This window comes from Pseudomonas putida W15Oct28 (assembly GCF_000708715.2).
GTDB classification, from domain to species: Bacteria; Pseudomonadota; Gammaproteobacteria; order Pseudomonadales; family Pseudomonadaceae; genus Aquipseudomonas; species Aquipseudomonas putida_R.
The window spans coordinates 1-12,236 of the sequence record NZ_JENB01000078.1 but is presented as its reverse complement, the minus strand read 5'-3'; the positions used below and the strand labels follow the sequence as shown (position 1 = coordinate 12,236).

Sequence of the window (12,236 nt, the reverse complement as noted above, 5' to 3'; positions counted from 1 at the left end):
TTGTATTCGTCTGCCAAAGCAGCTAATCCGACACGCTGGAGCGGCCAGACGCGAAATTGGCGACTTGCAGATGCTGTTTACTTGAATCCGGAGCGCCCGGAAGCTGGCGTTGCCATAGCTAGCTGAAGTTAAGGCGACAGGTACATTGACACGCACCGCGTTTGACAAAAAGTGACTCGCTGTAAGAGCGAAAAAGTGAGTAAGCGTCGCCATCGCAAATGGACTATCCGCTATATCAAAACCACCGCTTAAGCTTCTTGGTTTTTACGATGTGGGCCTCACCACAGTGGAGACATTCGTTCGCGCAGGTGGCGCTTCATCATCCGGCCCCTACGCTTCGCTCCGGGGTCCCCTCGCTCCGGGCTTGCTCCCGGGAGGACCGCGCTGCAGGCCCCATCCTGGGGCCCAGCGCTTGCCGGGCATCCATGCCCGTCACCTCCCTTCGCAAGCCCTGCGCTCGGCCTCCTGAAGTCGCAATCTGCGTCGCCTGAACTCTCGCGCGCTTAGAAGCAAAAGCTGAAGCAAGAGCCTGCCTTGCAGGAAATTCTGGACGATGGGCAAGCGGACGGAACCCGGCGAACCCCGACGGTCTCTCAATTCAATAGGCCTTCTTCAGAGGACGCCGCACATGAAACGCCTGATGCCTTTGTTCATCGTCGCCAGCCTTGCAGGCTGCGGCGAAACGGCCCTGATGGACGTAAGCGAAGGCAGCGGGCCAACGCCCCAGCTGCCGGCCCCCGTCACGACATTGATCCCCACCGTGAACATCGCTCCCGCAGTCGGCTGGCCGAAAGGCAGTAAGCCGACCGCAGCACCAGGCACCCAGGTCGCAGCCTTCGCCAGCGGCCTCGACCACCCACGCTGGCTCTACCTGCTGCCCAACGGCGATGTGCTGGTAGCCGAAACCAGCGCACCACCCAAGCCCGAAGATGGCAAGGGCATTCGCGGCTGGGCCATGGGCAAGGCGATGAAACGCGCCGGCGCGACCGTACCCAGCGCCAATCGCATCACCCTGCTGCGCGATGCCGACCACGACGGCGTGGCAGAAACCCGCACCCCTTTCATCGAAGGGCTCAACTCCCCCTTCGGCATGACGCTGGCAGGCAAGGATCTGTATGTTGCCGACACCGACAGGCTGCTGCGCTTTCACTATGAACCGGGCGCCATGCAGATTACCGACAAGGGCCACCCGGTAACCGAATTGCCCGGCGGGCCGCTGAACCATCACTGGACCAAAAATGTGATCGCAAGCGTCGACGGCAAAAAGCTCTATGTGACGGTTGGCTCGAACAGCAATGTAGGAGAGAACGGCCTGGACAAAGAGCAAGGGCGTGCCGCGATCTGGGAGGTGGACCCGGCAAGCGGTAAGCATCGGCTGTTCGCGACCGGCCTGCGCAACCCCAACGGCCTGGCCTGGCAGCCGCGCAGCGGTGCCTTGTGGACGGCGGTCAACGAACGGGACGAGATCGGCAGCGACCTGGTGCCCGATTACATCACATCGGTAAAAGAAGGCGGTTTCTATGGCTGGCCCTACAGCTACTACGGGCAGCACGTAGACCAGCGGGTTAAGCCGCAGGCCCCGCAGAAGGTTGCCCAGGCGCTAAAACCGGATTATGCGGTTGGCCCGCACACTGCATCGCTCGGGCTGGCGTTCATCGAGCCCGGCGTGTTGCCACCGCCCTTTGAACAAGGTGCACTGGTGGGCCAGCATGGCTCGTGGAACCGCAAACCACACAGTGGCTACAAGGTGATATTCGTGCCGTTCGACCGTACTGGCAAACCTGCAGGTCAACCCATGGATCTGCTCACAGGGTTTCTGGACAGTCAGGACAAGGCGATGGGGCGGCCTGTAGGCGTGATCAATGATGGCCGCGGTGGCGTGCTGGTGGCCGACGATGTGGGCAATGTCGTCTGGCGGGTGAGCAAGAGTGCCGAGGCCCGTTTGAACCAGGGTACTGCTGCTCAAGCTAGCCCGAGCAGCAGCCCCTACTGACAATCCCGTTATCAGGCCGGGAAAAAACGTTGCGCCAACGTTGGTGTACGGAACTGCGCCCGGTAGGCGGCCTCATCGAAAAGCAGCCCCGTGCGCAGGTCATACACCGGACCAGAGACAGGCTTGCCGGTTTGCACCAGCGTCACCTTGATAAAACGATAATGGTCGCCATACACCTGCTCCAGGCCCTCGATACGCAAGTAGTTACCCGGCAGCATCAGTGATTCGCCCTCTTGCCAATAGATGGAAAACGCGCTGATCGGCGTTGCCCCGCTATACCGCCCGGCCACCAACTCGAACACCACCGAACTGTCATCGAACAGCCCAGGCAAACCGCTCGGCGCCTGGGCAAAGGGCAAGCAGGCGAACTCGGCGACCTTGTAGGGGTTTTCGGTGAATGAAGTCAGGTCGGTGTTAACCAGTACATCACCGACACGCAAGTGGCCATTTCGGTAGAACTCGCCACCGGTACCTCGCGAGCGATGCCCCCCGCGATACAAGGTCACCTCGTTGCTCTTGGGGAGCAACCCCAGGCTATCGGCCAAATCATTGATGTAGCTGTCTTCGTCACCGTACTGGTAACGCCCGGCGCGGAACACATCGTTCACGGTGGACTCGTTGCTGGTGTACCACTCGACCAGTGCGTTGAAATACTCATGGCCATGACGGTAGGAATAGCGAGGCTGGCCACCCACCTTGACGCAATCCAGCCCACGCTCATCAAGGTCCGGCGCCCGCCCGGCCGGCAACTCGGCCACAGGCCATTTCTCCAGCAATGTTGTCTGGCGGTCCAGAGCCCCCTCAGCCAGCTGCGCGCTCAACGCGTCGTCGATGGATGTGTAGGTATCCCAGAACGGCGAGGAAATACTGGGCATCCCTTCCACCGCCGGAGGGCTGCCGCCAGGCAAGCGAGGAGGAACCAGCAGTTCCCACTCACCCGCCGTGTTCAAGCGCACAGGGTTAAGCGGGGCGAAGGCATACGGATTGTCAACGGGCACCACCAACCATACAGCCAGCTCATGGCTGTACCGTACCCGGTAAGGAAGGCCATTCAATGTTATCCAGCACTTGCCATCGTCAGTCATGCGAATGCCACGCAAGCGCCCGCTCAAGCCCAGCTCACCGCCCAACAGCGCGTTGGTTTCCTGGCCCTCCACCGAGAGCGTGGCGCTGCTGCTTGCCTGCCAGTACGCCAGGTCAACGCCTGTTTCATGGGGCGGCGCCGGGTTTGCAACGGACACCAGGTTTGACCGTGCGGTGACATCCAACAGGTTAAGGCTGGCGAACAGGCTGTCGATAACCGCCGAACGCAGCGCACGCTTGCGCGATTGCGCATCTGCCGCGTGCAGGGCCTCGTCTATATCCAGGGCCACCTTGGTCACCCCCGCGCCGAGCAGCATCAGGGATATCGGCCAGCCCAAAGGAACGAACCCGCCGAAGACCCCAATGAATGCCGACAGATAACCGCTGAGCATTGCCTTGCGCAGGCTCGCGTTGTCCCGCATCAGTTGCGCATTGCGGCGCATCTCGGCGCTCGCCTGCTCTGTGATATAGATGAAGAAATCGCCATTGAGGGGGCGCTCGAAAAGCTTGAGCGCTATCAGCGCCGCCTCATCCGAACGGCTGTCAGCAATGCCCTTCAGATGTACCTTGATCAGCTGCTGCCCGGCAGTATCGTGCGGGTTGCTGTGCGCTGCTGCGATAAAACTGTCCATTGCCTGCGGGGCTTGCAATTGCGCTACAAGCCAGCGGGCCATTGCCAGCTCGGAATCGAATGCCCTGAGTGCTTCACTGTGCCAGGGCAAGTAGGCCACCACCCGCCCACCCTGTGCACACAAAGAGAACAGGCACCCCCTATCCCCTTCACCGAACACGTAGCGGCTGACCGACAACGCATGCTCGTTGTTGTTCTGACGCAGTTTCTCGGGCGAGGGCAGTTCATCGTCTGCCAGCGTGTGGCTAACCATGGCGCGCAACTGCTGCCAGTCGGACCGCGAGATCCGCCCGCCGCTCAGGGCACGCCTTCCTTCACCCAGCAGGTTGGCTTTCGCGAGTACTCGAAAATTTGTCCCGTGAGCCTCCCAGAAACGCTCAACCTCTTTGCGATAGAGTGTTGCGAAGTCCAGTGCCCACAGGTCCTGCTGCACCGCGCTGCCTAGCATGCGGATTTCATTTCGCTCGTCGTAGTAAGCCGCGCGAGGGCCCTGCCAATAGAAGCCGCCGCGCAGGTCCAGTTCATCGACAGCATCCTGGAAGTAGACATCGAACCGCTCAATAACCAACTCGGTAAGCACCAGCGACTTCTGCGGTGGCCCGCTGTGCTGCCAGCCAGTGAAACTACGGCTGCTGGAGCTTTCCGTATTGAACTGGTGCCACCAGACAAAACGCGGGGCCATGCGCTGACCAGTGTGTTTGTAAACGATCTGCTCCGCGTGCCTGCTCGCCAGCGAGTAGGGATCAGGGTAATCACGCAAGACTTCATCGGCCAACTGCAGCATCGGGACTACGGCATCTGCGACATCAAGGCTACGACGGGTGTGTTCTTCAATATTGCTCATGGCCAACTCCAGACGGCACCTAAAGGTGACATCCTCGTCTGCCCATGGGGTGAGGTAGCAGTACATGTGTACTACTGGGAGAGGGGGCTGTGATCATGACGGGCAGAGCGCTGCAGCCGTGCCCGAGGCGCTGGAGACACTATCAGGAGCAGCATTGAACTGCTCCTGATGCAAATCACTCAACGTGTTGTCAGGGGTTCTGCGCCAGATGCCCTTGCGGAATCACGCGCTTGGCCTGCAGGTAGGCTTTGGACCAGTAGCTGTTGGACAGATAGTCCAGGCGTACCGTGCCGCCCGTGGAGGGCGCATGCACGAAGCGCCCCTCCCCTACATAAATGCCTGCATGGCTGACCTGCGAGCCGCCACTGGTGGCGAAGAACACCAGGTCACCGGATTGCAGCGCCTTGGCATCCACCGTCGGTGCGCGCATGACGATCATCTCGCGCGTGGAACGCGGCAAGCTGATGCCGGCCGCATCGCGGTAGACGTATTTGATCAAACCACTGCAATCGAAGCCGGAGTCCGGGGTGTTGCCGCCCCAGCGATAAGGCGTACCCACCAGACCAATGGCGCGGATCAGCACGTCATCAGCAATCGGCGAAGGGCTCGGTTGGCTATAGCTAACCTGCGGCTGAACCACAGGGGCCGGCGCAGGCGCGCGGCTGGAGCAGGCAGCAAGCAATGCCGCCAGGGAGAGAAATACGAAGCGCGCCATCTTTATCATGGCCAGAACATCCTGTCTGAGACCGCTGCGCCGCAGCCGAAAAGAGTTGAGAATTTAGATTAGACGCTTTCTGTAAATGCGCACGGCGGCGAGCTTTTTTTCAAAAGCATCGCCGCCGCGGCAGGATATATCATTTTGCTATCAGTTGCGCGCGATGTTGGTCGGCGCCATGGCCAAGGCACGCTTGGCTTCGATGAAGGTCTTGCTCCAGTAGCGGTCACCGAGGCTGTCGATGCGCACACCACCGCTGCGGCGGCTGCTGGAGTGGATGAACTGGTTGTCACCCAGGTAGATGCCGGCGTGGCTGACGCGGCCGCGGCCATTGGTGCTGAAGAACAGCAGGTCACCTGGCTTGAGCTTGTTGCGTGCCACTTTCGGGGCATCGACGTTGATCATTTCACGCGTGGAGCGCGGCAGGGTCATGCCCGCCTCTTCGCGGAACAGGTAGCCGATGAAACCACTGCAGTCGAAGCCGGACTTTTCCGAGGTACCACCGAAGCGGTAGCGGGTGCCGATCAAGGCCATGCCGCGCTCGAGAATGCTGTCCGCCAGAACTGGCAGTTGGTAGGGCTTGCTGTTGCTGGAGAAAGCCTCCAGGTCATCTTCAGTGGCCAGCTCTTCCGGTTCGCCGAATACCGACGAGGACGAGGCCTTGGCCTTGATTGCCGATTGTGCGGCGATCGGGGTGTGATCCTGGGACTGCGGCTCTGAATGAGAAGCTGGGCCTTGGGCCGCGCAGCCAAAAAGCAGGGTCACGAGTGCGAGTGGCACGAGGGGTGCGAAGCGCTTTAGCATGGGCACGACCGTGTCTGTAATCCTTTAGAGGGGGAAACTATGCCCTCTATCATGGCCATTTGCAAATTTTATCGAAAAAGATGTGACTTTTCTGTTTTGCCGCTCTGGCCCAGCGTTTTCAGGGGGTTACCAGCCAAGCGTTTCCTTGAGGAAAGGGATGGTGAGCTTGCGTTGTGCCTGCAGCGAGGCTTGGTCAAGGCGCTCGAGCAGGTCGAACAGCGCACTCATGCTGCGCGTACCGCGGGTGAGGATGAAGTGGCCGACTTCGTCGGTAAGGTGCAGGCCGCGGCGCGAAGCACGCAACTGCAGTGCGCGCAGCTTGTCTTCGTCAGACAGGCCGCGCATCTGGAACACCAGGGCCAGTGTCAGCCGGGACTTCAGGTCCGGCAGCTTGATCGGCAGCTCCCGTGGCGATGCCGAGGCGGCCAGCAGCAGGCGCCGGCCGCTGTCGCGCAGGCGGTTGAACAGGTGGAACATGGCCTCTTCCCAGTCTGCCTTGCCTGCAATCACATGCAGGTCGTCGATACAGACCAGTTCGTACTGGGCCAGGTAGTCGAGCACCTCCACGCCACGATCGAGCAATTGCGCCAACGGCAGGTAGACGGCGGGCTCACCACGTTGCTGGAAGCGATGGGTGGCGGCCTGCAGCAGGTGGCTACGGCCAACACCCTGCTTGCCCCACAGGTAGATAAGGCTCTCGGTCCAGCCGGCGTCGGCTTCGCATAGCCGCTCGACGTAACCCAATGCCGCAGCATTGGCGCCCGGATAGTAGTTGATGAAGGTGGCGTCATCGCGCAGGCGCACACCCAGGGGCAACTGGATCGGTGGTTTCATGCTCGCGGGCGGTCAGCAGGACCGCAGGGGGCCTTTGGTGAACAATCTGCAAAGTCTATACCCGCAACGCGGGGCGCACAATCACGGCAATGGATAGCGCAAGCAAAATCAACAAGTTGCGCTATTTTTCGGCTGAAATCGGTCCCTGTGGGAGCGGGCATGCCCGCGAACACCGGCAAAGCCGGTGCCATGCACCGTGTCACATTCTTCGCGGGCATGCCCGCTCCCACAGGTTTGGCGTAAGCCTGTCCGTTACAGATCCGGGTCAATATCCCCGGCATACATGTCCGACTCTTTGTACAAGTCATGCATATGCCGCAGCAGCACCATGATCACCGCCGCCACCGGCAGGGCCAGGAGCACCCCGGTAAAGCCGAACAGCTCACCACCGGCGAGAATGGCAAAGATCACCGCAACCGGGTGCAGACCAATGCGATCGCCCACCAGCAGCGGGGTCAGCACCATGCCTTCCAGCGCCTGCCCGACCATGAACACCGCAACGATGCCCAGCATCGGGTACAGGTCGCCGCCGAACTGGAACAGGCCAGCCACCAGCGCGGCACCAATGCCAATGATGAAGCCCATGTACGGTACGATGGCCGCAAGGCCCGCGAGCATGCCGATCAGCAGGCCCAGTTCTAGCCCCACCAGCATGAGCCCGGCCGAATAGATGATGCCCAAGGCCACCATCACCATGAGCTGCCCGCGCACGAACGCCCCCAGCACTTCATGGCATTCGCCTGCCAGGCCCATCACTTGCGGCTCACGCTGGCGCGGTAGCAGGCCGCGCAGCTTGCCCATCATCAGGTCCCAATCGCGCAGCAGATAGAAGCCCACCACCGGGATCAGCACCAAGTTTGCCAACCAGGCCATCAACGCCAGGCTCGAAGCGGTGGCATGGGACAGCAACATGCCAACGATATCGGTGGTCTGCCCCATGTGCGCGCCGATGGCGGCCTTGATCTTGTCGAACTTCCAGAAACCATCGGCCAGGCCCAGGCGACTCTGCACCCAAGGCAGCGCCACCTGTTCGAGCCAGTCGAGCATCTGCGGCGCCAGCTCGTACAGGCGCACCAACTGCTTGGCAAGCATCGGCACCAGCACCAGCAGCAAGGCCAGCATCAGCAGGGTGAACAGGCCGAACACCACCACCACGCCCCAGGTGCGCGACAGCCCCAGGCGCTCGAGGCGGTCAACCAGCGGGTCGGCCAGGTAGGCCAGCAGGATGCCGACCAGAAACGGCGTAAGAATGTTGTGCAAACTATAAAGCAGCACAGCGATCAGCAGGGCAGCACCCAGCCAGATCCAGCGACGAACATCAATCACGGTACTCTCCCCTTACCAGCGAAAACGCAGGCCGTCGAACGGCTTGGGCGCAGGCGAGGCCGGCGCGGGTTGCTCACCCGTTGCACTCGCTGGCGGGGTTGGGGTGACAGGGACTGCGGGCGCCTGTTCGGCGGGCAGTTCCTGCAACTTGGCCAGGCCAAGCTGGGCACGCAATTGCTCGCGGTTGCCGGTCACGCCATAGGTCAGGGTGGTGCCTTCGACCATCTTCAGGCGCGGGCCGTAGGGTTCCAGTACACGGGCAAGCTCGGCGTACCGCTGCAGGCTCATCCCCTGTACTTGCACCTGCATCTGGCTGCTGGCGCCCGGGCGGGCGACATAACGCGGCGCCAGGCGGCTGCTTACCGCCAACATCACCGCGTCGGCCAAGGCTGCCGGGTCAGCCCCCTCGGCAGTGCCTTGCTCACGCTGGTCGCCCAGCCACAGCTGCCACTTGCCCTGCCACTTGCCGTCGGCTTCCTGGGCATGTACCGCCAGCAAGGCGTCGGCGCCATAGCGCTCGGAGGCCTCACGCAGCGGTGCCGGGTCGCTGCCTTCGATCTGCTTGGCATTGGCCACCAGTTGCTCCTGCAGGTCGGCCAGCGGCAGGCGCAGCGGCAGGCCACGGTGCTGCGCGGCACGACGCAGAGACTGGGCGCTGGCCTGGCCGTCACCCACCAGGCTGCTGCCGTCGACACTGTCATTGAGCCACCAGCCGAGAATCGAAGGCCGATTACTGCCCCACAGCGCGAGGCCGGCCTTGCGCAGGGCACGCTCGGTGCTGCCCGGGTCGAACTCCACCACCACAGACTCGGGCGGGCCGGCTTCGCTGCCGACCTGGTTGATGATTTGCTGCGGGTCCTTGCGCAGCTCGGCCAGCGCCGGGCTCTGCGCGGCCTTGGCGTCGCCGGTCAGGCGCAGCACCAGCGTGTCGAGGGCTTTGGCGGTAGCTGCGGTACGGGCTTCAGGGCCCTGCCCTGTGACCGGCTCGCGCACCTGATAAAGGCCAGAGACATTTTCAGCTTGAGCGGTGGCCGCTATCAGGGCCAGGCAACCGGCTGCCAGAATGTTGAACAAACGCATGGAGGATTCCTGTCCAGTCGAGCACGAAGCTCGCTACTTGCAGCTTATACACATGCAACCACATCAACCACCCTCGGCCCTTTTTCAACAATTTACCGCCCTGCCCGTCGGCCTGAGGATGGCCGCTGCCCGGCAACCCTGATAAAATCGCGCGCCTTCACAGACCACTGATGTTTCAGGCAGCCGTCGCTTACCCGCCGGTCTTGGCCGTCATGGTCGTTTTTAAGAATCCCTCCCTCCTAAAGGCCTGGATCAATGAGCAAGCAACCCTCCCTGAGCTACAAGGACGCCGGTGTAGACATCGACGCCGGCGAAGCACTGGTCGAACGCATCAAGGGCGTGGCAAAACGCACCGCACGCCCTGAAGTCATGGGTGGCCTGGGCGGCTTCGGCGCCCTCTGCGAGATCCCGGCCGGCTACAAGCAGCCAGTGCTGGTCTCCGGCACCGACGGCGTCGGCACCAAGCTGCGCCTGGCGCTGAACCTGAACAAGCACGACAGCATCGGCCAGGACCTGGTCGCCATGTGCGTCAACGATCTGGTGGTGTGCGGCGCCGAGCCGCTGTTCTTCCTCGACTACTACGCCACCGGCAAACTGAACGTTGACGTGGCCGCCACCGTCGTCACCGGCATTGGCGCCGGTTGCGAACTGGCCGGCTGCTCGCTGGTCGGTGGTGAAACCGCCGAAATGCCTGGCATGTACGAAGGCGAAGACTACGACCTGGCCGGCTTCTGCGTCGGCGTGGTGGAAAAGGCCGAGATCATCGACGGCTCCAAGGTTGCCACTGGCGACGCGCTGATCGCCCTGCCGTCCTCGGGCCCGCACTCCAACGGCTACTCGCTGATCCGCAAGATCCTCGAAGTGTCCGCCACCGACATCGAGAACACCCAGCTGGACGGCCAACCGCTGACCGACCTGCTGATGGCGCCTACCCGCATCTACGTCAAGCCGCTGCTGCAGCTGATCAAGAACACCGGTGCCGTGAAGGCCATGGCCCACATCACCGGTGGCGGCCTGCTGGACAACATCCCGCGCGTACTGCCGAAAAACGCCCAGGCCGTGGTTGACGTCGCCAGCTGGCAGCGCCCGGTGGTGTTCGACTTCCTGCAGGAAAAAGGCAACGTCGACGAGCATGAAATGCACCGCGTGCTGAACTGCGGCGTCGGCATGGTCATCTGCGTAGCCCAGGATCAGGTCGAAGCCGCCCTGAACGAACTGCGCGCCGCCGGTGAGCAGCCATGGGTCATCGGCCACATCGCCGAAGCCGCCGAAGGCGCCGCCCAGGTCGAGCTGCAAAACCTCAAGGCACACTGATGCCGAGCAAGACCTGCAATGTAGTGGTGTTGCTGTCGGGTTCCGGCAGCAACCTGCAAGCCCTGATCGACAGCTGCCAAGGCCAGGACAGCCCGGTGCGCATCCGTGCGGTGGTTTCCAACCGCGCCGATGCCTACGGCCTGCAACGCGCGGCAGCGGCCGGCATCGACAGCGCCGTGCTGGACCACACCCAGTTCGACGGCCGTGAAGCCTTCGATGCCGCACTGGTGGCGCGCATCGACGGTTTCGCCCCGGACCTGGTGGTGCTGGCCGGTTTCATGCGCATCCTCAGTGGCGGCTTCGTGCGCCACTATCAGGGCCGCCTGCTCAACATCCACCCGTCGCTGCTGCCCAAGTACAAGGGCCTGCATACCCATCGCCGGGCGCTGGAGGCAGGCGACGCCGAGCATGGCTGCAGCGTACACTTCGTGACTGAGGAACTCGATGGCGGCCCACTGGTCGTACAGGCTGTAGTACCGGTGGCGTCTGACGACACCGTCGAAAGCCTGGCCCAGCGGGTACACCACCAGGAACACCTGATCTACCCGCTGGCGGTGCGCTGGTTCGCTGAAGGGCGCTTGCGCCTTGGCGAACAGGGTGCATTACTGGATTGCCAGCCGCTGGCGGCCAGCGGTCACTTGATTCGATCCTAGGAGAATTTATGCGTCGCGCCCTGCTCTTGGCTCTCGCCGTGCTCGCCCTGCCCCTCCAGGCAGCTGACCTCAAGCCTTTCTCGGCCAGCTACACCGCCGACTGGAAGCAGCTGCCCATGAGTGGCACCGCCGAGCGTAGCCTGGTCAAGAATGCCAACGGTACCTGGGACCTTAACTTCAAGGCTTCCATGATGATCGCCAGCCTGACCGAGCAAAGTACCCTGCGCCTGGAAAACGACACCCTGCTGCCGCAGAAGTACCACTTCGAGCGCGGCGGCCTGGGCAAAGCCAAGAAGGTCGACCTGAACTTCGACTGGACCGGCAAGAAGGTCACCGGCAGCGACCGTGGCGACGCTGTCAGCCTGCCGCTGAACCGCGGCGTGCTGGACAAGTCGTCCTACCAGCTGGCCCTGCAGCATGACGTAGCCGCCGGCAAGAAAAGCATGACCTACCAGGTCGTTGACGGTGACGAGATCGACACCTACGACTTCCGCGTGCTGGGCACTGAAAAGGTCGCCACCAAGACCGGCCAGGTCGATGCAGTGAAGGTCGAGCGCGTGCGCGACCCGAGCCAGAGCAAGCGCATCACCGAGCTGTGGTTCGCCAAGAACTGGGACTACCTGCTGGTGCAACTGCGCCAGGTAGAGACCGATGGCAAGGAGTACGTGATCGTGCTGCAGGATGGCACGGTCGATGGCAAGCCGGTGAAAGGCAACTGATCCAGCACCGCCTGCTGCACCCGAAGCCCCGCCCAGTGCGGGGCTTTTTAATGCCCTCCTGGCCTGCGTTGGCTCTTGTAGGAGCGGCCTTGAACTGGCCTAATGATCCCGGACACCTCTTAAGGGCGATATGATTCGCCCAATCAGGAGGTTCCATGCAAGAACGAAAGACCTATACCCGTGAGTTCAAGCAACGTGCTGCAAGCATGGTTCTTGATGATAACTGCTCGATTCCTGACG

General features: G+C 62.2%; 10 protein-coding genes. 4 read left to right on the top strand and 6 right to left on the bottom strand.

Going from position 1 to position 12,236, the window contains the following annotated elements:
• Positions 1–628: 628 nt before the first annotated feature.
• Positions 629–1,993 (top strand): PQQ-dependent sugar dehydrogenase, encoded by a 1,365-nt coding sequence (locus AK81_RS27305; RefSeq protein WP_043204333.1) that lies wholly within the window; start codon positions 629–631, stop codon positions 1,991–1,993.
• A gap of 11 nt (positions 1,994–2,004) precedes the next feature.
• Here AK81_RS27305 and AK81_RS27300 read toward each other — a convergent pair whose 3' ends face one another.
• The 6 genes from AK81_RS27300 to AK81_RS27275 all read right to left on the bottom strand — a co-directional run bounded on the left by AK81_RS27300 (position 2,005) and on the right by AK81_RS27275 (position 9,310).
• Positions 2,005–4,551 carry a dermonecrotic toxin domain-containing protein gene (locus AK81_RS27300; RefSeq protein WP_043204332.1) on the bottom strand — a complete coding sequence of 849 codons (2,547 nt, stop codon included), beginning with the start codon at positions 4,549–4,551 and terminating at the stop codon, positions 2,005–2,007.
• Positions 4,552–4,741: 190 nt separating this feature from the next.
• Positions 4,742–5,275, bottom strand: a complete 534-nt coding sequence (locus AK81_RS27295; RefSeq protein ID WP_043204331.1) for a C40 family peptidase — start codon at positions 5,273–5,275, stop codon at positions 4,742–4,744.
• 141 nt (positions 5,276–5,416) lie between these two features.
• On the bottom strand, positions 5,417–6,070 hold the full coding sequence (locus tag AK81_RS27290; RefSeq protein ID WP_043204330.1) for a C40 family peptidase: 654 nt from the start codon (positions 6,068–6,070) through the stop codon (positions 5,417–5,419).
• Positions 6,071–6,196: 126 nt separating this feature from the next.
• Positions 6,197–6,904, bottom strand: a complete 708-nt coding sequence (gene hda, locus AK81_RS27285; protein WP_043204328.1) for a DnaA regulatory inactivator Hda — start codon at positions 6,902–6,904, stop codon at positions 6,197–6,199.
• Positions 6,905–7,156: 252 nt separating this feature from the next.
• Positions 7,157–8,230 (bottom strand): AI-2E family transporter, encoded by a 1,074-nt coding sequence (locus AK81_RS27280; protein ID WP_043204326.1) that lies wholly within the window; start codon positions 8,228–8,230, stop codon positions 7,157–7,159.
• A gap of 12 nt (positions 8,231–8,242) precedes the next feature.
• Entirely contained in the window at positions 8,243–9,310 is a 1,068-nt protein-coding gene (locus tag AK81_RS27275) for a DUF2066 domain-containing protein (RefSeq protein WP_043204325.1), read from the bottom strand.
• Between the two features lie 255 nt (positions 9,311–9,565).
• Here AK81_RS27275 and purM point away from each other — a divergent pair, with 255 nt between their 5' ends.
• Genes purM through AK81_RS27260 form a run of 3 tightly spaced genes read left to right on the top strand, consistent with a single transcriptional unit; the run spans position 9,566 to position 11,996 of the window.
• A complete protein-coding gene (gene purM, locus AK81_RS27270) occupies positions 9,566–10,624 on the top strand; it encodes a phosphoribosylformylglycinamidine cyclo-ligase (protein WP_043204324.1) in 1,059 nt (352 codons plus the stop codon).
• The gene (gene purN, locus AK81_RS27265) at positions 10,624–11,277 is read left to right on the top strand and encodes a phosphoribosylglycinamide formyltransferase (RefSeq protein ID WP_043204322.1); all 654 of its coding nucleotides are present in this window, start codon (positions 10,624–10,626) and stop codon (positions 11,275–11,277) included. Before purM ends, purN begins: the two co-directional genes overlap by 1 nt.
• A gap of 8 nt (positions 11,278–11,285) precedes the next feature.
• Positions 11,286–11,996 (top strand): DUF3108 domain-containing protein, encoded by a 711-nt coding sequence (locus AK81_RS27260; RefSeq protein WP_016501109.1) that lies wholly within the window; start codon positions 11,286–11,288, stop codon positions 11,994–11,996.
• The last annotated feature ends 240 nt before the right edge of the window (positions 11,997–12,236 follow it).

Bases quoted from the DNA above. Each gene is read 5' to 3' on its own strand.
- hda (WP_043204328.1), bottom strand. From the start codon at position 6,904: ATGAAACCACCGATCCAGTTGCCCCTGGGTGTGCGCCTGCGCGATGAC.
- AK81_RS27290 (WP_043204330.1), bottom strand. From the start codon at position 6,070: ATGCTAAAGCGCTTCGCACCCCTCGTGCCACTCGCACTCGTGACCCTG.
- AK81_RS27260 (WP_016501109.1), top strand. From the start codon at position 11,286: ATGCGTCGCGCCCTGCTCTTGGCTCTCGCCGTGCTCGCCCTGCCCCTC.
- AK81_RS27305 (WP_043204333.1), top strand. From the start codon at position 629: ATGAAACGCCTGATGCCTTTGTTCATCGTCGCCAGCCTTGCAGGCTGC.
- AK81_RS27300 (WP_043204332.1), bottom strand. From the start codon at position 4,551: ATGAGCAATATTGAAGAACACACCCGTCGTAGCCTTGATGTCGCAGAT.
- purM (WP_043204324.1), top strand. From the start codon at position 9,566: ATGAGCAAGCAACCCTCCCTGAGCTACAAGGACGCCGGTGTAGACATC.
- purN (WP_043204322.1), top strand. From the start codon at position 10,624: ATGCCGAGCAAGACCTGCAATGTAGTGGTGTTGCTGTCGGGTTCCGGC.
- AK81_RS27295 (WP_043204331.1), bottom strand. From the start codon at position 5,275: ATGATAAAGATGGCGCGCTTCGTATTTCTCTCCCTGGCGGCATTGCTT.
- AK81_RS27275 (WP_043204325.1), bottom strand. From the start codon at position 9,310: ATGCGTTTGTTCAACATTCTGGCAGCCGGTTGCCTGGCCCTGATAGCG.